The 21,754-nt window shown below is 66.0% G+C and carries 19 protein-coding genes and 2 tRNA genes; 9 read left to right on the top strand and 12 right to left on the bottom strand.

Annotation, left to right across the window (positions count from 1 at the left end; translation table 11 throughout):
• Positions 1-35 precede the first annotated feature (35 nt).
• The 7 genes from VH88_RS06600 to rpsF all read right to left on the bottom strand — a co-directional run bounded on the left by VH88_RS06600 (position 36) and on the right by rpsF (position 8,980).
• Positions 36-1,526, bottom strand: coding sequence for a replicative DNA helicase (locus tag VH88_RS06600; RefSeq protein WP_039245217.1), 1,491 nt, complete (start codon positions 1,524-1,526; stop codon positions 36-38).
• 111 nt (positions 1,527-1,637) lie between these two features.
• Positions 1,638-2,003: a hypothetical protein gene (locus VH88_RS06595; RefSeq protein WP_045810552.1), complete on the bottom strand. Its 366-nt coding sequence runs from the start codon at positions 2,001-2,003 to the stop codon at positions 1,638-1,640.
• 160 nt (positions 2,004-2,163) lie between these two features.
• Positions 2,164-4,587: a TonB-dependent siderophore receptor gene (locus VH88_RS06590; protein WP_045810551.1), complete on the bottom strand. Its 2,424-nt coding sequence runs from the start codon at positions 4,585-4,587 to the stop codon at positions 2,164-2,166.
• A gap of 340 nt (positions 4,588-4,927) precedes the next feature.
• Entirely contained in the window at positions 4,928-7,384 is a 2,457-nt protein-coding gene (locus VH88_RS06585; RefSeq protein WP_045810550.1) for a TonB-dependent siderophore receptor, read from the bottom strand.
• A 332-nt stretch (positions 7,385-7,716) separates the two neighbouring features.
• Positions 7,717-8,301, bottom strand: a complete 585-nt coding sequence (gene rplI, locus VH88_RS06580; RefSeq protein ID WP_017506581.1) for a 50S ribosomal protein L9 — start codon at positions 8,299-8,301, stop codon at positions 7,717-7,719.
• Between the two features lies 1 nt (position 8,302).
• On the bottom strand, positions 8,303-8,581 hold the full coding sequence (gene rpsR, locus VH88_RS06575; RefSeq protein WP_008259463.1) for a 30S ribosomal protein S18: 279 nt from the start codon (positions 8,579-8,581) through the stop codon (positions 8,303-8,305).
• 12 nt (positions 8,582-8,593) lie between these two features.
• A complete protein-coding gene (gene rpsF, locus VH88_RS06570; protein WP_026108635.1) occupies positions 8,594-8,980 on the bottom strand; it encodes a 30S ribosomal protein S6 in 387 nt (128 codons plus the stop codon).
• 219 nt (positions 8,981-9,199) lie between these two features.
• Between rpsF and VH88_RS06565 the strand changes: the two genes are divergently transcribed.
• A complete protein-coding gene (locus tag VH88_RS06565; RefSeq protein ID WP_045810549.1) occupies positions 9,200-10,792 on the top strand; it encodes a carboxyl transferase domain-containing protein in 1,593 nt (530 codons plus the stop codon).
• Between the two features lie 143 nt (positions 10,793-10,935).
• Positions 10,936-11,835, top strand: a complete 900-nt coding sequence (locus tag VH88_RS06560) for an enoyl-CoA hydratase-related protein (RefSeq protein ID WP_045810548.1) — start codon at positions 10,936-10,938, stop codon at positions 11,833-11,835.
• A gap of 35 nt (positions 11,836-11,870) precedes the next feature.
• Here VH88_RS06560 and VH88_RS06555 read toward each other — a convergent pair whose 3' ends face one another.
• Positions 11,871-12,482 (bottom strand): TIGR02466 family protein, encoded by a 612-nt coding sequence (locus VH88_RS06555; RefSeq protein WP_045810547.1) that lies wholly within the window; start codon positions 12,480-12,482, stop codon positions 11,871-11,873.
• Positions 12,483-12,569: 87 nt separating this feature from the next.
• Between VH88_RS06555 and VH88_RS06550 the strand changes: the two genes are divergently transcribed.
• On the top strand, positions 12,570-14,531 hold the full coding sequence (locus VH88_RS06550) for a biotin carboxylase N-terminal domain-containing protein (RefSeq protein WP_045810546.1): 1,962 nt from the start codon (positions 12,570-12,572) through the stop codon (positions 14,529-14,531).
• Here the strand turns inward: VH88_RS06550 and VH88_RS06545 are convergent.
• Entirely contained in the window at positions 14,528-14,818 is a 291-nt protein-coding gene (locus tag VH88_RS06545; RefSeq protein WP_039247635.1) for a putative quinol monooxygenase, read from the bottom strand. The genes VH88_RS06550 and VH88_RS06545 overlap by 4 nt on opposite strands.
• Before the next feature lie 104 nt (positions 14,819-14,922).
• Between VH88_RS06545 and VH88_RS06540 the strand changes: the two genes are divergently transcribed.
• The 4 genes from VH88_RS06540 to VH88_RS06525 are packed head-to-tail and all read left to right on the top strand — an operon-like array spanning position 14,923 to position 19,220.
• Positions 14,923-15,321 carry a DUF1489 family protein gene (locus tag VH88_RS06540; protein WP_045810585.1) on the top strand — a complete coding sequence of 133 codons (399 nt, stop codon included), beginning with the start codon at positions 14,923-14,925 and terminating at the stop codon, positions 15,319-15,321.
• Between the two features lie 51 nt (positions 15,322-15,372).
• A complete protein-coding gene (locus tag VH88_RS06535) occupies positions 15,373-16,731 on the top strand; it encodes an MATE family efflux transporter (protein ID WP_231576604.1) in 1,359 nt (452 codons plus the stop codon).
• Positions 16,732-16,785: 54 nt separating this feature from the next.
• On the top strand, positions 16,786-18,489 hold the full coding sequence (metG, locus tag VH88_RS06530; protein WP_045810544.1) for a methionine--tRNA ligase: 1,704 nt from the start codon (positions 16,786-16,788) through the stop codon (positions 18,487-18,489).
• Between the two features lie 17 nt (positions 18,490-18,506).
• Positions 18,507-19,220 carry a 2OG-Fe(II) oxygenase family protein gene (locus VH88_RS06525; RefSeq protein ID WP_045810543.1) on the top strand — a complete coding sequence of 238 codons (714 nt, stop codon included), beginning with the start codon at positions 18,507-18,509 and terminating at the stop codon, positions 19,218-19,220.
• On the opposite strand, the gene VH88_RS06520 is transcribed toward VH88_RS06525, so the two are convergent.
• The 3 genes from VH88_RS06520 to rlmB are packed head-to-tail and all read right to left on the bottom strand — an operon-like array spanning position 19,221 to position 21,278.
• Positions 19,221-19,559, bottom strand: a complete 339-nt coding sequence (locus VH88_RS06520; RefSeq protein ID WP_045810542.1) for a rhodanese-like domain-containing protein — start codon at positions 19,557-19,559, stop codon at positions 19,221-19,223. It abuts the gene before it with no gap.
• Positions 19,556-20,362: a TerC family protein gene (locus VH88_RS06515; protein WP_045810541.1), complete on the bottom strand. Its 807-nt coding sequence runs from the start codon at positions 20,360-20,362 to the stop codon at positions 19,556-19,558. Before VH88_RS06515 ends, VH88_RS06520 begins: the two co-directional genes overlap by 4 nt.
• Before the next feature lie 31 nt (positions 20,363-20,393).
• Positions 20,394-21,278, bottom strand: a complete 885-nt coding sequence (gene rlmB / locus VH88_RS06510; RefSeq protein ID WP_082064401.1) for a 23S rRNA (guanosine(2251)-2'-O)-methyltransferase RlmB — start codon at positions 21,276-21,278, stop codon at positions 20,394-20,396.
• A gap of 149 nt (positions 21,279-21,427) precedes the next feature.
• Here rlmB and VH88_RS06505 point away from each other — a divergent pair.
• Together VH88_RS06505 and VH88_RS06500 are read left to right on the top strand one after the other, a co-directional pair.
• Positions 21,428-21,511 (top strand) — tRNA-Tyr (locus VH88_RS06505).
• Positions 21,512-21,592: 81 nt separating this feature from the next.
• Positions 21,593-21,666, top strand: a tRNA-Gly gene (locus VH88_RS06500).
• Positions 21,667-21,754: the final 88 nt, after the last annotated feature.

Below are 21,754 nucleotides of genomic sequence, written 5' to 3'. Positions count from 1 at the left end.
GTCCTTATGCGCCAACGCCGCGCCGATGGAAGAGGCTACTCGTAGCTGACCTCTTCATAGCCGTGCGCCAGGTTGCCGAAGCGGACGGTGTCGGCGTCGAAGGCCAGTTTGACGATGCCGATGGGGCCGTGGCGCTGCTTGCCGATGACGACCTCGGCCTGGCCTTGCAGGCGGTCCATGTCCTGCTGCCATTGCAGGTGTTCTTCGGTCCCCTCGCGCGGCTCTGCGCGGCCCAAGTAGTAGCTCTCGCGATAGACGAACATCACGCAGTCGGCGTCCTGCTCGATCGAGCCGGATTCGCGCAGATCGGACAGTTGCGGGCGTTTGTCGTCGCGCTGTTCCACCTGACGCGACAGCTGCGACAGGGCGATGATCGGCACCGAAAGCTCCTTGGCCAGGGCCTTCAGTCCGCCGGTGATTTCGGACACCTCCTGCACGCGGTTCTTCTGGCCGCCGCTATTGCCGGTCGTGACCAGCTGCAGATAGTCGACGATAATCAGGTCCAGCCCATGCTCCATGCGCTTCAGGCGGCGCGCGCGGGCCGCCAGCTTGGAGATGGACAGGCCGCCGGTGGCGTCGATGTAGAGGGGGCTTTCGCCGATCTCGACCGCCGCGTCGCGCAGCTTGCCGAAGTCCGCGGCGTCGATCTCGCCCTTGCGCAGCTTGTCCGACGAGACGCCAGACGCATCGGCGAGGATACGCATCGCCAGCTGTTCGGCGCTCATTTCCAGCGAATAGAAGGCGACAACGCCGCCGTTGACCGTCTTGCGGCCCTCCGGCGTCGGCTCCCACTGATAGGCGCGCGCCACGTTGAAGGCTATGTTGGTCGCCAGCGCCGTCTTGCCCATCGACGGACGGCCGGCGAGGATCAACAGGTCGGAGGGGTGCAGCCCCCCTAGCTTGCGGTCCAGATCGTTCAGGCCGGTGGCGAGGCCGGCCAGCTTGCCCTCGCGCTGATACGCTTCGGCCGCCATCTGAACGGCGCCGGACAAGGCGTTGGAGAAGCTGACGAAACCCGAAGAAGGCTTGCCCGTCTCGGCCAGCGAATACAGGGTCTGTTCGGCCTGTTCGATCTGCTCGTCGGCGGGCGTCTCCGGATTGGGCGCCTCCTTGATCATATCGCCGCCGATGCGGATCAGATCGCGGCGCAGCGCCAGATCATAGACGACGCGGGCGTAGTCGGGGGCGTTGGCGGCGGGCGGCGCGCGGTCCACCAGATCGGCGAGATAGCGCAGGCCGCCGAACTCCTGGAACGCCGGGTCTTGCTTGAACCGCTCCATCAGAATGGTGGGCTCGGCCAGCAAGCCTTGGCGGATATGGTCCTCGATCGCGTCAAACAGCCGCTGGTGGAAGGGTTCGTAGAAGTGCGAGCCGCGCAGCCGGTCGTTCAACCGCTCGAACACGGCGTTGTCGAACATCAGCGACCCCAGCAGCGCCTGCTCGGCCTCCAGATTGTGCGGCATCGAACTGACGCCGCCGGAGTCCAGCGGAGACGACGAGAAGGGCATGGGGGCGAAGGCGTTCATCGATTAACGCTTTAGCCCTCTCACGCCCCTGCGTCAGACGCGGACGCCGCCTGGACCGTGGACAGATCGCGCCGCCTTGGGGACGAACCGAAATTCCTCAATCGGCGCGGGTCAGGCGCACGGATAGTCGTGCGCCATCCATTCGCGGAAGGCTTGGGTCACGCTGATATTGCGACGGCTCTGCGGAATGGCGTTGAAACGGCTCAGGATGGCGTTGGGCGAGACGCTGACCTTGTCGGGCATGCAGGTCGCAGGCTGACGGCCGGCCGCCTTGGCCTGGGTCTGTTCGGCGCGGACGGTGCGAACGGCGGTTCGGAACTCGGCCATCAGGCGACGGGTGTCCGAGCGCAGCAGGGCGGTCGGGTTCTGAGGAATGGCGTTGGCGGTGGTCAGGAATTCCTGAACCGTCATGGCGTTGGCCGCGCCGGCGAAAAGCGTCAGCGCCAAGACGCCGGCTGCAATCGATCTGATCTTCATCTGGTCCCCTCCAAAGCCCCCTCTGGCAGGGCGCAGATTGAACGCCGATATGTGTCGCAACTGGGGCGAAGCGGAACGGTCAAGCTGAAGATTTCGTAATGCGAACAAGGAAAAGGGCGCTCCGAGGAGCGCCCTTGCCCGGCTGGCGTTCAGCCCGACCTCACCATTTCAGGCTGAGGCGCGCATAGCCGTAGCGGCCGTTGAAACCGAAGGGCGAATAGTAGGGGAATCCCAGAACGCCGTTGGAGTTCAGCGACGCCGGCACGAAGTCCGGATATTCGTCGAACACATTGTCCACGCCGATCGCCACGCCCACGCGTTCGGTCAGCTGGAACCGACCTTCCAGATCCACGACCGTCTTGGCCCCGGTGCTGTAGTCATTCGCCGCCGTCGAGCCGGGTTGCAGCACGTCGCCATAGTAGGTGGCGCGAACCGTGGCGCCCCACTTGTCCCGGCTCCAGTCCGCCGACGCCGAGACCTTTGTATCGGGCGTGCCGTCTTCGATGGTCAGGATGCGCTGGCGGGCGAACAGGGTCGGGATTGGGTTCAGCACCGAGGAGGAGGTCGGCACCCGGTTGACCGACACATCGTTGAAGTTGGCCGCAACGGTGAAGTCGAAATCGCCGAGCGTGTCGGTCGGCAGGCGATACCGGCCGGTGACATCCACGCCTTCGGTCGAGGTCGAGACGCCGTTCAGGAAGAAGCGCGCGGCCTGGACGCCTTGCGGATCCAGCAGGCCGGCGACCTGCCCCGAGAACGTCCGGTTGATCAGTTCGGATAGAACGATCTGATCGTCGATGTCGATCTTGTAGGCGTCCACGGTCAGGTCGAACCGGCCCAACCGCACCACGGCCCCCAGCGAATAGTTGGTCGAGGTCTCGGCCTTCAGCGGCCGCGCGCCAAGGGCCGCTGCGACGGTGCTGGTGGCCGGGAAGGTACCGGTTTCGACCACGGCGGCGTTCTGGATCACCGAGGCGGTGGAGGTGAAATACGACTGCTGCAACGACGGCGCGCGGAAGGCGGTCGAGACTGAACCCCGCAGGGCGAAGCTGGGGGTGAAGTCGTAGCGGGCCGACAGCTTGCCCGTCTGGGTGTCGCCGAAGTCGGAATAGTCCTCGAATCGCACGGCGCCCTCGACGCGCAGCTTGTCGGTCAGGGGGATTTCGACGTCGGCGTAGGCGGCGAAGTTGTCGCGATCGACATCGACGGCGTTCGAGGGCTGGAAGCCGACGAAGCCCTGGGCGCCGCCAGTCAGGGCCGTGTTGGCGCCCAGGGGGCCGCGGTTGTAGCTCTCGGGCTGACCGGCCTCGATCTTGTAGTTTTCCCAGCGCTGCTCCAGGCCCCAGGCGAAGTTCAGCGGGCCGCCGGACAGACCGACCTCGAACTCACGGCTGAAGTCGGCGCCCAGCACCAGTTGGTCATAGATCAGGCTGCCGGAATCGAAACTGGTCGGCGAAGTCGCGCCGTAGGTGGAGTTCAGCGAATCCTCGGTGCGGAAGTCCAGGGCGTTGCGGCCATAGGTCAGGCTGATGTCCGTATTCCAGCCCGCCAACTCGCCGCGCAGGCCGCCCGCCAGCGAGGCGTCCTTCGAATTGATGGCGACCTTCGGCAGGAAGCCGTTCGGATAGATCGAGGCGACATTGTTGACGTTGTCGGACAGGCGAGGGAAGGCGGCGCCTTCGCTGTCGCGGTCCTGATAACCGGCCCAGCCATAGGCCTCCCAACCATTGCCCAAACCCTTGCCGGCGTTGGCGAAAACGGTCCATTGTTCCACGTCCGGGTCGCCGAAGCGGGCGGTGATCGCGCCGTTGGCCGCCGCGCGGGGGTCATAGTCCGAACGATTGGTCGACTCGCGGTTCAAATACTCCGCCGACAGGGTCAGAAAGCCGTCGTCGCCCAGCGAGAACCCCTGCCAGGCCGAGGTCGTGACGGTGCCGCCATCGTTTTCGTCACGTTCGCCGCGCGCGGTCTTCACCGTGGTGAAGTACTGGCCGTAGGTCACGCTGGCCCCGCCGCCGCTGGAAGCCTCCTTCAGGCGCAGGTTGACCACGCCGGCGATGGCGTCGGAGCCATATTGCGCCGAGGCGCCATCGCGCAGCACCTCCACCCGGTCCAGAGCGCCGGTCGGAATGGTGTTCAGATCAACGGCGGCCGAGCCCCGTCCCACGACGCCGTTGACGTTGACCAGGGCCGAGGCGTGGCGACGCGTGCCGTTGACCAGCACCAGCGTCTGGTCCGGCGACAGGCCGCGCAGGGTGATCGGGCGGATCGAGTCCGAGCCATCGTTGGCCGACGGCCGCTGGAAGGTCAGCGAGGGCACGGCCTGGGCCAGGGCGGTGGCGAACTCGGTCGTGCCGCGCGTCTGCAACGCCTCGGACGTCACGACATCGACGGGCGCCAGGGTGTCGAGGCGCGACCGGTTCTGGACCCGCGTGCCGGTCACGACGATGTCGTCCACCTGCGCCGCCTCACCGGCGACGGGTTCGGCGTTTTGAGCAAAGGCCGGGGTGGCGCTCAGCAGGGCGAAGGTCGAGACGGTGGCGAGCAGGGCCGGTGCGGCGGCCCGTTGGGAAAGAGAGCGCATCGAGAGATTTCCTAAAGTCTGTTTTTGGCGCGAGCGCGCGTCGCCGCCGCTAACCGCGACAGGCTTTTTATGTTCGGCTTGGATTGGATATGGCGTGCGTTCTTAGTCGCAACATCGCGCGATGGCGGGCGGGGTCGCCCTAGAACGGGGGGTGATCTTCATGGCCTCTCCAACCGCAAGGTCGGGGAGGTCCCGGCGGTCATGGCCATATCAGGGCGAAGGTGCGGCGGGTCAATCGACGCAGGCGACCATGTTTCGTTGCAGCAGGCAGTAGCAAATCTATCGTCACGCAAATGGGGCGCTCCGAAGAGCGCCCCATTCGGCTGTGATATCGCTTGGCTTAGAAGTTGTAGCTCAGACGGCCGTAGACGAAGCGGCCGTTGAAGCCGTAGGGCGAGTAGCTTGGATAGCCCACCGAACCGGTCGCGCCGTTGATGTTGGTCGGCGTGGCGGTTGGATATTCGTCGGTCAGGTTGTTCACGCCGACCGCGAGCGAGACGCCGAAGGGCAGGGTGTAGCGACCCTCCAGATCCACCAGCAGCGCGTCGCCCGTTTCGTAGTCCAGGGTGGCGTTGTTGTTGGCGACCAGAACGCTGTCGTAGCTGGTGCCCTTCAAGGTCGCACCAAAATCGCCGAGCGACCAGTCGACGCTCGCGACGATCTTCTGTTCGGGCGTGCCCTGCTCAAACGACAGTTTGGAAGAGCGGTCGAACAGGAAGGCGTCGGACGGGGCAATGGCCAGGTTGCTGGGAACGGCAGGCGTCTTGGTCACTTCGGTGGAGTTGAAGTTGCCCGCCAGTGTGAAATCGAACCGCCCGAAATCCTGCTGTGTCCGATAGCGCGCCACGACATCGACGCCGCTGGTCGAGGTGTCGACACCGTTCAGGAAAAACCGCGCGCCGGTGACGCCGAACGGAGCGAGCAGCGCCTGAATGGCAGCCGTGGATTGCGCCGTCTGGCTGGGCCGCGCAACGCCCAGCGTCTCGGAATAGATGATCCGGTCAGCGACATCGATGCGGTAAGTGTCCACCGTCAGTTCAAAGCCTTCATGTCGGAAGACCGCGCCAAGCGAGTAGTTGGTCGAGGTCTCGGGCTCCAGGGGCTTTGAGCCCAAAGCGATCGCGATGGGATCATCGACCCGGTACGAGCCGTTCTGCTGCAGCACCACGCCGCCTGCTGTCGCGACAAGGTTGGTGGCGATGTAGCTGAAGTACTGTTGCTGAAGGGCTGGCGATTTGAAGCCCGTCGAAATGGCGCCACGCAGGGCGAAGGCCTCGGTGAAGTCGTAGCGTCCCGAAATCTTGCCCGTGAATTGATCGCCGAAATCGGAATAGTCCTCGTAACGCCCCGCCAGGCCGACGCTGAACTGCTCGGAGAACTTGCCCTCCAGGTCGATGTAGGCGCTGATGTTGTTGCGATCGACATCGACCGCATTGGATGGCGCAAAGCCGGGGAAGCCCTGCGATCCCGCGCCGCCGGCCGTGACGGGGCCCTTGTTGTAGGATGTCGGTTCGCCTGCGGTGACGTTGAAGTCCTCGCGTCGGTACTCGACGCCGAAGGCAACGTTGAGCGGTTCATACAGATTCGCTTCGATCTGCTTGACCGCATCCACGCCGATGGTCAGTTGACCGTAGCTGAGGCCGCCGGCGTCGAACTGGGTCTGAGACGCGGCGCCGTAGGAGGCGTTCAGGGAATTCAGGACGCGATAATCCAGCTCATTACGCCCATAGCCGACCGAGATGTCCCAGTCGAAGCCGGCTGCGGGACCTTTCAGGCCGCCATATATATTATAGTCGTCGATGTCGGCGGCGATGATCGGCAGGAAGCCATTGGGATAGATGGCGGTGACGTTGTTGGAATTGTTGAAGGCGCGGGCGGTCGCCGCAGCCTCGGACTTGCGCTTCTGATAGCCGCCGAAGGCGTAGGCTTCCCATTCGCCGCCAAGCGGTTTGCCGGCGTTGAAATAGCCGGTGTAGGCTTCGGTATAGGGATCGCCGAAGCGACCGATGACGCTGGTTGCACTGCCTCCGTTGACGGCGGTGGTCGCGGCGTAGTCGGAGCGATTGGTGGGCTGGCGTTTCTGGACCTCGCCCGAAAGGGTCAAAAAGCCGTCGCCGAGCAGGGGCAGGCCGATCCAGCCGGCGAGCGAGGTCTGTTCGCCGTCGCGGCGGCTGTGCTCACCGCGCGCGGTCGTGAAGTCGGTATCGTAGATGCCGTAGTTGGCGGTGATGCCGCCGCCGCTCGACGCCTGGCGCAGACGCAGATTGATGACGCCGGCGATGGCGTCGGCGCCGTACTGCGCCGAAGCGCCGTCACGCAGGACTTCGACCGAGCCGAGGCTGATCGATGGAATCGTATTCAGATCGAAGGCGGTGGAGCCACGGCCAAGCGCGCCGTTGACATTGACCAAGGCGCCGACATGGCCGCGCTGACCGTTGATCAGGACCAGGGTCTGGTCAGGAGCCAGACCGCGCAGGGTTGCCGGACGAACGTGATCCGAGCCGTCGGAAATGGCGGGACGAGGGAAGTTGATGGACGGGGCGGTGGCGGCGAGGGCGGCGGCCAGCTCTGTGCCAGTGCCCTGTTTCGCCAGAGTTTCGCCGGTGATGACATCGACGGGCGCGACGCTGTCGAGCCGGCTGCGCCCAACGGTGCGCGTGCCGGTGACGACGATCTCATCGACATCGGTGGCTTCGCTTGGCGGAGGGGTGGTCTGGGCGAACGCCGATGAGGCGATGAAGAGCGCGCTGGTGGAGGCGAAGGCCAACAGGGCCTGACGACCGTATCCGAGTTTCATTGATAGTCCCCGACGATGCACGACAGCCCTCTATGTCGGCGCTCGGCAGGCCGCCATGCCGTCGCCCGCGGCTGGCATCTCGAAAGGCGCAAAAATCTTGCGCATATAATCGAAACGCGAGACGCGATTGCAGGCTGTGACCGCAATGTGACGGCGTCAAGCAAGCTTAATGTCTAGATGCCTGTTTCGAAGATCAATGATCTGGGTTTGTTGTAATCTTGTCATAGGTCAGGGTGACGATCGGCCGTTCGGTTGGCGACCGTCTGCCGCGCAGCAAAAAGGGCGCGTCCCTTGCGAGACGCGCCCTTGATGTCTTTCAGGATCCGGTCGGATCAGGCTTCGTCGCCGAAGCCTTCTTGTTGACCGGCGCCGCCTTCGATCAGTTCCTGGGCCGATTGCTCGGCAGCCTGGCGCTCATCGTCGAACTGGCTGCGGATCACATCCTCGCCCTTGGCTTGGCGCTCGGCCTCGTCCATCGAGCGGGCGATGTTGATCTTGACCGTGGCGCGGACCTCGGCGTGCAGGCGAACCGGCACTTCGTGGACGCCCAGGCTCTTGATCGCCGTGTTCAGGACGACCTGAGAGCGCTCGACCTTGCCGCCTTCGGCCTGGATGGCCTCGGCGACGTCGCGACCGGCGACCGAACCGTACAGATGACCGGTTTCACCGGCCTGACGGATCATGACGTAGGTCTGGCCGTCGATCTTGTCGGCGACCTTCTGAGCGTCGGCCTTGTTCTTCTCGTTGCGCTGCTCGATGGCGGCGCGGTCGAGTTCGAACGCCTTCAGGTTGGCGGCGGTGGCCCGGCGGGCCTTGTCGCGCGGCAGAAGGAAGTTGCGAGCGAAGCCGTCCTTGACAGTGACGACGTCGCCGATGGCGCCGAGGTTATCGACGCGTTCCAGCAGAACGACCTTCATCTCACTTCACCACGTAAGGCAGGAGGGCCAGATAGCGAGCGCGCTTGATGGCCTTGGCCAGTTCACGCTGCTTCTTCTGGGAGACGGCGGTGATGCGCGAAGGCACGATCTTGCCGCGTTCGGAGACGTAACGCTGCAGCAGCTTGACGTCCTTATAGTCGATCTTCGGCGCATTGGCGCCCGAGAACGGGCAGACCTTGCGGCGACGATAGAAGGGGCGGCGGCCGGCGGCGCCGGAGCCCGCCGGTGCGCCCGGGGTCGGGGCGGTGGTATCGGTCATGTTCCGGGTTCCTTATTCGGCGTCGGCGGCGGCGTCGTCGCGCGGGGTGCGCTCGCGCTCACGCTCGCGTTCACGCTCGCGGCGGGCCAGCAGCGGCGACAGTTCCAGGTCGAGTTCCTCGACGCGGACGGTCAGCCAGCGCAGCACGTCTTCGTTGATCGACAGCTGACGCTCGACTTCGGCCATGGCGGCCGGAGGGGCGTCGACGGCCAGCAGCGAATAGTGAGCCTTGCGGTTCTTCTTCACGCGGTAGGTCAGGTTGCGCAGACCCCAGTATTCGATCTTGGCGACCGAGCCGCCACCGGCGACGATCAGATCCTTGATGGTGTCATTCAGCGCTTCGGCCTGTTGCGCCGAGATATCCTGGCGCGTCATGACCGTGTGCTCGTAAAGAGCCATGCGGTAGTCTCCCTTGTGGGCGTCGGCGCGGAAACGACCGGGTAAGTCGGTCTCCACGATGGCTCCTGGCGCGGCGGCCGGACCGAACGTCCAACCCTTTGGTGCTCCGCGACAGGACCGAAGCCCTGGAAAGCGGGCGCGTATAGGGGAAAAGGGGCGAGGAGGCAAGGATGGCGGCAGACGCTTGTGGCGCCCCGCGACCCCGCCTAAACCAGCCCCATGCCGAAGCTGACGTCCGCGGTCGATCCGCAAAGCCAAAAGTACAAGTCCCTGCACGCGCACAACAGCGCCCTGGTCGCCGAGTTGCGCGACCATGTGGCCAAGGCCGCGCGCGGCGGGTCCGACAAGTCGCGCGAGCGTCACGTCGCTCGCGGCAAGCTGTTGCCGCGCGACCGGGTCGAGCGGCTGCTGGACCCCGGCTCGCCCTTCCTGGAGATCGGGCAACTGGCCGCGCACGACATGTATGACGGCGAGGCCCCGGCGGCGGGCGTCATCGCCGGGATCGGTCGGGTGTCCGGCCGCGAGGTCATGATCGTCTGCAACGATCCGACGGTGAAGGGCGGCGCCTATTTCCCCATGACGGTGAAGAAGCACCTGCGCGCCCAGGAAATCGCCGAGCAGAACCGCCTGCCGTGCGTCTATCTGGTCGACAGCGGCGGGGCCAATCTGCCGCACCAGGCCGAGGTGTTTCCCGACCGCGACCACTTCGGCCGCATCTTCTTCAACCAGGCCCGGATGAGCGCCAAGGGCATCGCCCAGATCGCCTGCGTCATGGGCCTGTCCACCGCCGGCGGCGCCTATGTGCCGGCCATGTCGGACGAGACGGTCATCGTCAGGAACCAGGGCGCCATCTTCCTGGCCGGCCCGCCGCTGGTGAAGGCGGCGACCGGCGAGGTCATCTCGGCGGAGGAACTGGGCGGGGCCGAAACCCACGGCCGTCGCTCGGGCGTGGTGGATCATGTCGCCGAGAACGATGAGCATGCGCTGGAAATCGTGCGCTCCATCGTCGCCAATCTAAACACGACCAAGGCCGTCGAGATGGATGTGCGCGAACCGCGCGCGCCGGCGTTCGACGCCGAAGAGCTCTACGGCCTGATCCCCGACGACGTGCGCGCCCCTTATGATGTGCGCGAGGTCATCGCCCGACTGGTGGACGGGTCGGAGTTCGACGAGTTCAAGAGCCTGTACGGCTCGACCCTGGTGTGCGGGTTCGCGCGCATCTGGGGCTATCCGGTCGCCATCCTGGCCAACAACGGCGTCATCTTTTCCGAAAGCGCCCAGAAGGGCGCGCACTTCATCGAACTGGCCTGCAAGCGCAAGATTCCGCTGCTGTTCCTGCAGAACATCAGCGGCTTCATGGTCGGCGGCAAATATGAGGCAGGCGGCATCGCCAAGGACGGCGCCAAGCTGGTGACGGCCGTGGCCTCGGCCGAAGTGCCCAAGTTCACTGTCCTGATCGGCGGCAGTTTCGGGGCTGGAAACTACGGCATGTGCGGCCGGGCCTATTCGCCGCGCTTCCTGTTCACCTGGCCTAACAGCCGGATCGGGGTCATGGGCGGCGAGCAGGCCGCCAGCGTCCTGGCTACCGTGCACCGCGACGCCGACACCTGGAGCGCAGACGACGCCGAGGCCTTCAAGGCGCCGATCCGCCAGAAGTATGAGGACGAGGGCAATCCCTATTACGCCACCGCCCGCCTGTGGGACGACGGCGTCATCGACCCGGCCCAGACCCGCGATGTGCTGGGCCTGGCCATCAGCGCCAGCCTGAACGCCCCCGTCCCGGAGACGACGTTCGGCCTGTTCCGGATGTGATTTGGGGTGAGCGTGTGGTGTCAGTGAGCAAGGAGTGAGCTTGTCGCCCAGCCGGACAGCCGCTCACCCCTCGCTCACTTGCACTTTTCACTGAAGCGGCGCCGTTCGCCCCGTCGCGCGTTGATCCTTTGAAGGAGTCCCCCATGACAGACAAACCGACCGAAGCCGACCTCAACGCCCTGGACGTCACCGACGCCGAGGCGGCCGAGATCAACAGCATCGCCCAGCCGCTGGTGCCCGATGCGGCGCCGGACGCCGACGATGATCTGGTGCAGATCGATTCGACCACCGATGGCGTCGTCTTCGTCACCATCAATCGGCCGGCCAAGAAGAACGCCTTCGACGCCGCGACCATCGCGGCCCTGCATGAGGCGTTCGAAACGCTGCATGGCGCGGACCGGGTGCGGGCCGTCTTCATTCGGGGGGCGGGCGGCACCTTCAGCGCCGGGGCCGATCTGAACTGGATGCGCGACGCCGCCGGTTGGTCCGAGAGCGACAACCGCGACGACGCCATGGGCCTGGCGAAAATGCTGAAGGCCCTGCACGACATTCCCGCCCTGACGGTGGCGGTGGTCGAGGGCAACGCCATGGGCGGCGGAGCGGGCATCGTCGCCGCCTGCGACATGGCCGTGGCGGTCGAGGGAGCGCGTTTTGCCTTCTCCGAAGTCAAGCTGGGTCTGATCCCGGCGACCATCGCCCCCTATGTGATCGAGGCCGTCGGCGCGCGCCGCGCCCGTCAGCTGTTCCTGACCGCCAACGCCTTCGACGCTGACTACGCCGCCCATGCCGGCCTGATCGACCTGGTCCTGCCCGAAGGATCGGTGGACGAGTTCATCTCGATGCTGAGCGACAGCCTGACCAACAATGCGCCGGGTGCGATGGGCGAGGCCAAGCGTCTGGTCAACGACATCGCCCACCACAAGATCGACAACGGTCTGATGGACGAAACCGCCAAACGCATCGCCCGCGCCCGCGTGTCGGAAGAAGGCCGCGAGGGCGTCGCCGCCTTCCTGGAAAAGCGCAAGGCCAGCTGGACGGTCTGATTGCGCTGATCGGTCGCCGGAAACGGCGGCCGATTTCAGGCGTAGTTGAAGCTGATCGAAATCCGGTCGGCCTTGGCCAGATTGGTCGGCACCTCGTGCCGCAGCCAGCTTTCCCACATCAGAACCGTGCCGGCCTGAGGCTGCAGATAGACGAACGGCCGCTCGGCCTCGCTCGCGTCATCGGTCACCGACGGGCGGGCCATCATGAAGGGCAGGCGGGGGTCTTCCAGCTTCAGCGATGAGGCGCCGTCTGGCACGTCGATATAGACGGTGCCCGACAGGAAGGCGTGCGGGTGGATGTGACCTGTATGACCCCCGCCGGGCTTCAGGATGTTGACCCACAGATTGTCGAGGCGGGGCTTGCGCGCTAGGTCGAAGTTCAGCGCCTTGGCGTAGGCGACGGCATGGCGATCCAGATGCCGCTTTAGCTCGGCGAACTCTGGGAAGCGTTGGGGCAGGTCGTTCAGCGATCCGTAGGAGGTGTAGCCGCGATAGGCGTTCGCCTTGCACCAGCGGCGGCCAGCCTCGTCCTCCTCGGCCATCATCCGGATGACGTCGATCAGCTGTGCGTTAAAGTCGGACCAGCCGCGGCCGGCGGCAAGGGAGGCTTCATAGACCTGGGTGACGAAGAGGGGGCGCAAGGACATGGAGGGGGCTTAACGCCTGCTGCGTCGCGTGAGAAGGGTCGTGCTCTGCCTCTCGCCTGATGCGCACGATCCGGCTAAGACCGCTTCATGTTCAAGTCCGTCCTTGTCGCCAATCGCGGCGAAATCGCCTGCCGCGTCTTCCGCACCGCCAAGCGGATGGGGATTCGCACCATCGCCGTCTATTCCGAGGCGGACGCCAACGCCTTGCATGTGCGCGAAGCCGACGAGTCGGTGCTGATCGGTCCGGCGGCGGCGCGCGAATCCTATCTGGACGGCGCCAAGGTGCTGGCGGCGGCCAAGGCGACCGGCGCAGAGGCGATCCACCCCGGATATGGCTTTCTGAGCGAGAACGCCGACTTCGCCGAGGCCGTCGCGGCGGCGGGCCTGATCTGGATCGGGCCGGACCCGTCCTCGATTCGCGCCATGGGCCTGAAGGACGCGGCCAAGGCGCTGATGATCCAGGCCGGGGTGCCGGTGACGCCAGGCTATCAGGGCGCGGACCAGTCGGAGGAAACCCTGACGGCCGAGGCGGCGCGCATCGGCTATCCGGTGCTGATCAAGGCGGTCGCGGGCGGCGGCGGCAAGGGGATGAAACGGGTCGATGATCCGGCCGATTTCGCCGCCGGTCTGGCCAGCGCCAAGCGGGAAGGGGCTGCGGCCTTCGGCGACGACCGGGTTCTGATCGAACGCTACATCAACCGCCCCCGCCACATCGAGGTGCAGGTGTTCGGCGACAAGCACGGCGAGGTCGTGCACCTGTACGAACGCGACTGTTCGCTGCAACGCCGCCACCAGAAGGTGATCGAAGAGGCGCCCGCGCCGGGCATGAGCGAGGCTGTGCGCGCCGCCGTGACCGGGGCCGCGATCAAGGCGGCCAAGGCGGTCAACTACGTCGGGGCCGGCACGATTGAGTTCATCGCCGACGCCTCGGACGGGCTGAAGGCGGACGGCGTCTGGTTCATGGAGATGAACACCCGACTGCAGGTCGAGCATCCCGTGACCGAGAGCGTGACGGGCGTCGATCTGGTCGAATGGCAGTTCCGCGTCGCGGCGGGCGAGCGGATCCCTCTGAAGCAGGATGAGATTCAGCTGAACGGCTGGGCCATGGAGGCGCGGCTATATGCCGAGGATCCGGCCAACGGCTTCCTGCCCTCCATCGGCAAGCTGGAGCATTTCGTCATGCCCGAAGGCATCCGCGTCGACACAGGCGTGGAACAGGGCGGCGAGGTCAGCCAGTTCTACGATCCGATGATCGCCAAGCTGATCGTGCATGAAGACACGCGAGAGGCGGCGGCGGCGCGGCTGGCCGATGCGGCGCGCGAGGTCGAGGTCTGGCCAGTCAAGGCCAACGCCGGCTTCCTGAAACGCTGCCTGGAGCACCCACGCTTCGTCGCCGGCGACGTGGACACGGGCTTCATCGCGGCGGAGGAGGCGGCGTTGCAGCCGCAGCCGTCCGACGAAGCAACGCTGGCGGCCCTGACCCTGATTGCAGAAGCGGCGGCGGATGCGGTCGAGGCGCGTTCGGACCGGTTCAGTCCCTGGGGCGGGCAGCCGGGTCTGTCCTATGGCGTGCGCCTGAATGCGCAGGCGCAGACGACCGTCTGGGCCCATGTCGACGGTCAGGGCGTGTCCGCTGCGGTGACGCCGGTTGAAACGGGCTGGCGCGGTTCGCAGGGCGAACTTGCCCACGTTGGCTTCGACCAGGTTCAGGCCGGGGATCGCCTGTTCGGCTATCAGGCCGTCGACGACGGTTTCGTCCTGTTCGTCGATGGCGAGGCGCGTCGCGTTGCGCCCTATCGCGCCGCTGTGGGGTCGGGCGCGGGCGCGGTGTCGGACGGCTCCCTGCGCGCGCCCATGCCGGGCAAGATCGTGGCTACGCCGGTCAAGGCCGGCGATGCGGTGACGAAGGGCCAGCCGGTTGTGGTGCTGGAAGCCATGAAGATGGAACACGCCCTGACCGCGCCGTTCGACGGCGTGGTGGAGAGCGTCGCGTCTCTTGGCGATCAGGTCGTCGAGGCGGCCGTGCTGGCGGTCGTGAAGGCGGACTAAAGCCCCACGCCGCCGATCGGGCGTGTCACGACCGTATCGCCCCACAGCGCAATCAGGCCGAGCGCCGGACGCATCACCCTGGATTCGCGGATCGTGTTGAACCAGGCATCGTGCGAGGCCTTGCTCATCCAGACCTCTGTGACGAGCAGGGCGTCTGCGTCATTCACGTCGTGCGCCACGACGTAGCTGTGGCAGCCTGGTCGCTTCACATTGGGGTCCAGCAGGCAGAGGCCCAGTTCGTCGCGGCGGCCGGGGTGGGCCGTCAGGCGGGTAATCAATCCGTACATACTGGTCCTAAACGCGCTGGGCGAACTGAGCGGCGCGCGATCATGACTAACCCCTTTAGATTAAGAATCTGGCCAATGCGCCTAAGGGGCGCTACGTGGGCGCCATGCCGCTTCACATGATCAAGCTGGGCGTCGGGGTGCCGGACGTCGAATGGCTGGAAACCCGCGCCGCCAAGGGCGGGCCGCTGGTGGTTCATACGCGAATGACACCGAAACGGGCGACCGAGATCGAGGACGGCGGCTCGCTTTACTGGGTGGTGAAGGGAACGATCGTCTGTCGACAGCCGGTGCTGGACATCACAACCTTGGGCGAGGGCAAGCAGAGCCGATGCGAGATCACGCTCGAACCCAAAGTCATTCGCACCGCGCCCATGGCTCGGCGTCCCTTCCAGGGTTGGCGATATTTCGAGCCAAAAGATGCGCCGGTCGATCTGACCGACCTCGACGCTGGCGAGGCTCCGGAAGAACTGGTGCGTCAGCTGCGCGAACTGGGCGCCTGGTAGGCCAAGCCCTCAAAGTTTTTGGGAGTTGACCCCGGCGAGTCGGCGTGGCCTGTGCCGCGTCCGATGATCGCGCTCAGCCCCCAGACCCGTACCGCCTTCCGCGACCTGCTGAACCTGGCATGGCCGGTGATCCTGGCGCGCATCGGCATCATGACCATGGGGCTGACCGACGCCATCGTGGTGGGCAACTATTCCAGCCAGGAACTGGCGTTCCATTCTCTGGCCTGGGCGCCGACGTCGATCGTGGTGACGACGGCGGTGGGCCTGATGCTGGGCGTGCAGGTGATGACGGCGCGGATGCTGGGCGAGGGGCGTCGGCACGCGGTCGGCTCGGTGCTGCGTCGCGGCCTGACCTATTCGTTGCAGATCGGCGTCGTGTCGATGATCGCCCTGATCGCCATTGGCCCGTGGGGACTGGGCAAGCTGGGGCTGGAGGACGGTCTGGCGGAGGGCGCGGGGCCTGCCCTGGTGGTGTTCGCCCTGTCCATGCCCTTCTATCTGATCTCGGTGACGGGCCAGTTCTTCCTGGAGGCTCTGGGCCGGCCCAAGCCCGGCATGGTGGCCATGTGGGTGGCGAACGGGGTCAATCTGGTGCTGAACATCGTGCTGGTCCCGGACCTGCTCGGCTTCGGCTTCGACGGCGCCTTCGCCTCGGCCTGGGCGACGTTCGGGGCGCGGGCGGCGCTGGCGATCTTTCTGGTGATCTACATCCTGCGTCTGCCCGAGGCGCGGGCGCTGGGCATCTTCGACAAGCCCGAGCGCGATCCCAAGGCCGCGCGCGAACAGGTCAAGGTCGGCCTGGGCGCCGGCGCATCCTATTTCATCGAGGTCGGGGCCTTTTCCGGTTTCACCTTCTTCGCCGGTCAGATCGGTACGGCGGAGACGGCGGCCTGGGCGGTTGTGCTCAACGTCTCGGCCATCGTCTTCATGCTGCCGATGGGGCTGTCGTCAGCGACCGCGGTGCTGGTGGGGCGCAGCTATGGCGCCGGCGACGGGCGAGGGGTGATGCGCGCCGGGCTGGTCGGGCTGGGCGTCGTCACGGCCCTGACATTGGTTGTCGCCCTGCTGGTTTGGCCCAGCGCCCATCTGATCGTCGGCGCCTATAATCGCGATCCGGCCCTGCTGGCCATCGCCGCTCCGGCCCTGGTGCTGGCGACGTTGTTCTTTGTGGCGGATGGCATTCAGGTCGTGGCGGCCCAGGCCAACCGCGCGGCAGGCGACGTCTGGTGGCCCACCATCATGCATTTCGCCGCCTACGGCGCGGTGATGATGCCGCTGGGCTGGGTTTTGGCGCATCAGATGGGCGTCAACGGCCTGGTCTGGGCGGTGGTGATCGCCAGCCTGGCGTCCTCGACCCTGCTGACCGGGCGTTTCATCCGTATTGCGCGCCGTCTGCCGCAAGGCGTTTGAGGAAACCGCGCCGCCGCTCTATATCCCTGCGCTTCCCCGAACACCTGGACGATCATGGCCCGCATCCTCATCACCTCGGCGCTGCCCTACATCAATGGCATCAAGCACCTGGGGAATCTGGCGGGCTCGATGTTGCCGGCCGACGTCTGGGCGCGGTTTAAGCGGGCCCAGGGGCATGAGGTCCTCTATATCTGCGCCACCGATGAGCACGGCACCCCGGCCGAGCTGGCCGCCGCCGCCGCCGGCCAGGACGTGCGCACCTATTGCGACGAGCAGCACGAGATTCAGAAGGCCGCCGGTCAGGCCTTCGGGCTCAGCTACGACTGGTTCGGCCGGTCGTCGAACCCGCAGAACCATCGCCTAACCCAGCATTTCGCCGAGGCGCTGGAGAAGAACGGCCTGATCGAGGAGCGGGTGGATCGGATGATCTATTCGATCGACGACGCCCGTTTCCTCCCCGACCGCTATGTCGAGGGGACGTGCCCGCACTGCGGCCATGTCGGCGCGCGCGGCGATCAGTGCGACAACTGCGGACGCCTGCTGGATCCGACCGACCTGATTGATCCCTATTCGTCGGTGTCGGGCTCCAAGAACCTGGAGGTGCGCGACACGCGTCACCTCTATCTGCTCCAGACCAAGATCGAGCCCGAGATTCGCGCCTGGGTCGACGGCAAGACGGGCTGGCAACAACTGGCCAAGTCCATCGCCTACAAACATCTGGACGAGGGGCTGATCGACCGGGGCATCACCCGCGACCTGGCCTGGGGCGTGCCGGTGACCAAGGATGGCTTCCCCCGTCCGGGCATGGAGGACAAGGTCTTCTACGTCTGGTTCGACGCCCCCATCGAATACATCGCCGCGACCGAGGAATGGGCCGAGGCGACGGGCGGATCGTGGCGTGACTGGTGGCGTCTGGACGAAGGGGCGGACGACGTTCGCTATGTCCAGTTCATGGGCAAGGACAACGTGGCCTTCCACACCGTGTCGTTCCCGGCAACCATCATCGGCTCGGGCGAGCCGTGGAAGACGGTGGATCAGCTGAAGGCGTTCAACTGGCTGAACTGGTACGGCGGCAAGTTCTCCACCAGCCAGAAGCGCGGCGTCTTCATGGATCAGGCGCTGGAGCTGCTGCCGGCCGACTACTGGCGCTGGCGACTGACGGCCTATGGACCGGAGCACGCGGACTCGGCCTTCACCTGGGAGGACTTCCAGGCTTCGACCAACAAGGACCTGGCCGATGTGCTGGGTAACTTCGTCAACCGCATCGTCAAGTTCGCGGAATCCAAGTTCGACGGCGTGGTGCCTGAGGGCGGCGAACCCGGGCCGTTCGAGATCCAGCTGGAGGCCGACATCAAGGCCGCCGTCGCCGAGGCGACCGAACAGCTGGAGGCGATGGAGTTCAGAAAGGCCGCCGTCGCCATCCGCGTCGCCTGGGTGCTGGGCAACGAGTATCTGCAGGTCGCCGCGCCCTGGACGGCGCTGAAGACCGATCGCGACCGCGCGGCGGTGGGGGTGCGCACGGGTCTGAACCTGGTGGCCCTGTTCGCGCGTCTGGCCGCGCCGATCCTGCCCTTCACCGCGCCCAGGATCGCGGCGTCGGTTGGGGTGGACGACTTGAGCTGGCCTGGCGCCGACGAGGATTTGCTGAACCGTCTGCCTGTGGGCGGCAAGGTGGAAGCTCAGGGCGTCTTGTTCGCCAAGATCGAGGACGCCCAGGTCGCGGAGTGGTCCGAACGCTTCGGCGGCGCGGACGCCTGATCCGAAGTGGATAAGCGATGACGCCGACCCTGACGTCCCTGACCGACGAAGCGCGCGCCGCCATTCGTGAGCGGTTGGCGCGCACGGGGCGGGCGCAGATCGACGGCGTCCTGGCCCCCACGGACGCGCAGGCGCTCTACGACGCGGCGACGCGCGTCGATTACAATGTCGTGACGCGACGCGGGACCGGCCATGTCGATCTGCCCGCCGCCTGGCTGGCTTCTCTGACGCCGGATCAGAAACAGGCGCTGGGTCAGGCGGTGCAGGTCTCGGCCCAGGCCGATTTCCAGTATCTGTACGACAATCATCCGATCTACGATCTGGTCCAGGCGGGGCAGGCGGCGCCGGTGTGGGCCGATCTGTTGGCCTTCCTGAACGGCGAGGCCTTCCTGGGTCTGATGCGGGACGTGACGGGCGAGCCGCAGCTTGCCCTGGCCGATGCGCAACTGACCCGTTATCGCGCCGGCCATTTTCTGACCGAGCATGACGACCACGCCGAGGGCAAGAATCGCTTCTTCGCCTATGTGCTGAACCTGACGCCGGCCTGGCGGATCGAGTGGGGCGGCCTGCTGGCTTTCCATGGCGCCGACGGCAATGTGGCGGAGGCCTTTACGCCGCGCTTCAACACCCTGAACCTGCTGAAGGTGCCCACGCCCCATTCGGTGACGCAGGTCGCCCTGTCGGCGGCGGCGGACCGGATTTCGGTCACCGGCTGGCTGCGCGGTCGCTGATCAGTCCTGCTCGGCGAACACGACGGGAAGCCCCGCCGTGTTCCAGGCCTGGATGCCGCCGGTCAGGTTGAACAGCGGCTGGCCGTCGGGGCCGGTCGGGCCGACGAAGGCGCAGACCTGGTGGCTGCGGCCGCCCTTCAGGCATTGAACGATGATCTTCTTGTCGGCCGGAAGGTCCAGCGCCTCCCAGGCGGCGGGCATCTGGCTGAGCGGGGCCAGGATCGCGCCGTCGATGCGGGCGGCGGCGAACTCGTCCGGCTCGCGCACATCGATCAGCACCGCTTCGCCCGCCTGCAGCCAGGCGGCGGCGTCTTCGACGGTGACCGTGGCGACGGTCATGGCGCGACCGTCGGTTCGGCGGGCGCCGGCGTCGGGCTGTCCTCGGTGCGCTTCTGGCCCAGATGTTTGGCCGTTTCCTCGGGACCGATCTCAAGGAAAGCAGGGGCCGAGGCGTTGAACTCTTCCGTATGGCCGGTGCGGACCACCACCTGGCGGGCGCCGTCCCAGATCATGTGCAGGGCGACATAAAGGACGACGACCAGACCGATATAGCCGATCCAGCTGAAGCGGTGCAGAAGCTTGGCGATATAGGTGGCGGCGACGCCCATCAGGGCGATCGACAGGACCAGGCCGAAGACCATGATCCAGGGGTGTTCGTGCGCGGCGCCGGCGACGGCCAGGACATTGTCCAGCGACATGGTGATGTCGGCGACCATGATCTGAAGCAGGGCGGCGCCGAAGCTCTTGCGCTTCAGGCCCAGTTCCTCGGGCGACGGTCCAGAGCCGTGCTCGATGCTCATGGCCAGTTCGAGTTCCTTTTCGGCCTCGGCCTGGTCGTGCGTCGCCTGCTCGCGCAGTTCGCGCCACATCTTCCAGCACACCCACAGCAGCAGCAGGCCGCCGGCCAGCAACAGGCCGACCAGAGCCAGAAGCTGCACAGTGATCAGCGCAAAGCCGATTCGCATGACGACGGCGGCGGCCAGGCCAATCAGAATGGCCTTCTTGCGCTGGTCCTGGGGCAGGGCGGCGGCGGCCAGGCCCACGGCGACGGCGTTGTCGCCGGCCAGGACGAGATCCATCAGCAGGACCTGGCCCAGGGCCGTGGCCTGGCTGGCGAGTTCGGGAGACGAGAGGAATTCCATTTCCGCTCCTTAGCCTCGGTGCGGCGTTCTGTCAGCCGCGTTGCGCGCGCGCCGCTTCATAAAGCGCCACCGCCGCCGCATTGGACACGTTCAGACTCTCGAAGCCGCCCGGCATGGGGATCTTGGCCAGGACATCGCAATGTTCGGCGACCAGACGACGGATGCCGTCGCCTTCGGACCCCATGACCAGAACGGTCGGCTGATGATCCAGCGCCTCCTCCAGCGTCTGTTCGCCCGTTCCGTCCAGGCCGACGGCGCGCCAGCCCAGATCGGCCAGACGCTCCAGCGCGCGCGACAGATTCGTCACCCGCGCATGGGGCAGGCGTTCGGTCGCGCCGACCGCAGCCTTGGCCAGGGCGCCCGCCAGAGCCGGGGCGTGACGGTCCTGAACGATGATTCCCCGCGCGCCGAAGGCCAGGGCCGAGCGGAAGATGGCGCCGACGTTCTGGGGGTCGGTCAGCTGATCCAGCATGACGATGACGCCCTCGGCCGGCTCGGCCAGGTCTTCCAGCGACACGCCTTCCAGCGGCTGGACCTTGAAGGCCAGTCCCTGATGCACGGCGCCCGGGGGCAGCATCCGGGTCAGGGTCTGGATATCGACCACCTCGATCCTGTGGCCGTTTGCGAGAGCATTGTTCTCGATTTCGGCGGCGCGCTCGGCCGTGGCCAGCAGACGACCCATGCCGCGACGGGCGGGATTCGCCAGAGCGGCCAAAACCGGGTGGCGCCCCCACAGAAAATTATCGGCGTCCGACTTGCCCCGATCGGGCGAACGGGGCTGACGAGGGGTTTCCTCGCGCCGGCCAAACCCTTGCGCAGCGGGCTTTTGGCCCTTGTCGCGGGGGCCGTCGGGACGGTTTCCGAAGACCTGTTTTTTACCGCTTTTACGGTCGTTGCGTTCTGATTTCGACGACACTATAAGACGCCCTCCGATTTGGAGCCCCAAGGGCTTTCGGGTCTGGGCGCCCCCTCTATCCTAGAGGAGGCGACAAGCCGAAGGCTTTTGTTTCGTCCCGCTTCTTTATGGGCGGAAACGAGGGGTCCGACGGTTCGACAAGGCGCGCTGGGGGAATGTCCCGAGCGGCAAAGGGGGGGGACTGTAAATCCCCTGCGTAAGCTTCGAAGGTTCGAGTCCTTCTTCCCCCACCACGCGCCTTGACGGATACGACGGATCAGGACGACGGAGAGGAACCGGCTGCGGCGTTCCGAAAGAACTTCCGCAGTCTCCGCGCGGGTATAGCACAATGGTAGTGCAGCAGCCTTCCAAGCTGAGGATGTCGGTTCGATCCCGTCTACCCGCTCCAGGTTTTTAAAAAGATCAGCATCGCGCCCCTCCGCTGACGGACCCGGGCCATCAGGAGTTTGGCCATGGCCAAGGAAAAGTTCGAACGG

The sequence above is a fragment of the Brevundimonas sp. KM4 genome (genome assembly GCF_000964075.1).
GTDB classification, from domain to species: Bacteria; Pseudomonadota; Alphaproteobacteria; order Caulobacterales; family Caulobacteraceae; genus Brevundimonas; species Brevundimonas huaxiensis.
This window is presented reverse-complemented; position numbering and strand designations above follow the sequence as displayed.

Coding starts and splice junctions, on each gene's coding strand:
- VH88_RS06600 (WP_039245217.1), bottom strand. CDS start 1,526: ATGAACGCCTTCGCCCCCATGCCCTTCTCGTCGTCTCCGCTGGACTCC.
- VH88_RS06540 (WP_045810585.1), top strand. CDS start 14,923: ATGCCGCTTCACATGATCAAGCTGGGCGTCGGGGTGCCGGACGTCGAA.
- VH88_RS06585 (WP_045810550.1), bottom strand. CDS start 7,384: ATGAAACTCGGATACGGTCGTCAGGCCCTGTTGGCCTTCGCCTCCACC.
- VH88_RS06525 (WP_045810543.1), top strand. CDS start 18,507: ATGACGCCGACCCTGACGTCCCTGACCGACGAAGCGCGCGCCGCCATT.
- VH88_RS06515 (WP_045810541.1), bottom strand. CDS start 20,362: ATGGAATTCCTCTCGTCTCCCGAACTCGCCAGCCAGGCCACGGCCCTG.
- VH88_RS06520 (WP_045810542.1), bottom strand. CDS start 19,559: ATGACCGTCGCCACGGTCACCGTCGAAGACGCCGCCGCCTGGCTGCAG.
- rpsR (WP_008259463.1), bottom strand. CDS start 8,581: ATGACCGATACCACCGCCCCGACCCCGGGCGCACCGGCGGGCTCCGGC.
- metG (WP_045810544.1), top strand. CDS start 16,786: ATGGCCCGCATCCTCATCACCTCGGCGCTGCCCTACATCAATGGCATC.
- VH88_RS06555 (WP_045810547.1), bottom strand. CDS start 12,482: ATGTCCTTGCGCCCCCTCTTCGTCACCCAGGTCTATGAAGCCTCCCTT.
- VH88_RS06590 (WP_045810551.1), bottom strand. CDS start 4,587: ATGCGCTCTCTTTCCCAACGGGCCGCCGCACCGGCCCTGCTCGCCACC.
- rpsF (WP_026108635.1), bottom strand. CDS start 8,980: ATGGCTCTTTACGAGCACACGGTCATGACGCGCCAGGATATCTCGGCG.
- VH88_RS06550 (WP_045810546.1), top strand. CDS start 12,570: ATGTTCAAGTCCGTCCTTGTCGCCAATCGCGGCGAAATCGCCTGCCGC.
- VH88_RS06560 (WP_045810548.1), top strand. CDS start 10,936: ATGACAGACAAACCGACCGAAGCCGACCTCAACGCCCTGGACGTCACC.
- VH88_RS06545 (WP_039247635.1), bottom strand. CDS start 14,818: ATGTACGGATTGATTACCCGCCTGACGGCCCACCCCGGCCGCCGCGAC.
- VH88_RS06565 (WP_045810549.1), top strand. CDS start 9,200: ATGCCGAAGCTGACGTCCGCGGTCGATCCGCAAAGCCAAAAGTACAAG.
- rplI (WP_017506581.1), bottom strand. CDS start 8,301: ATGAAGGTCGTTCTGCTGGAACGCGTCGATAACCTCGGCGCCATCGGC.
- VH88_RS06595 (WP_045810552.1), bottom strand. CDS start 2,003: ATGAAGATCAGATCGATTGCAGCCGGCGTCTTGGCGCTGACGCTTTTC.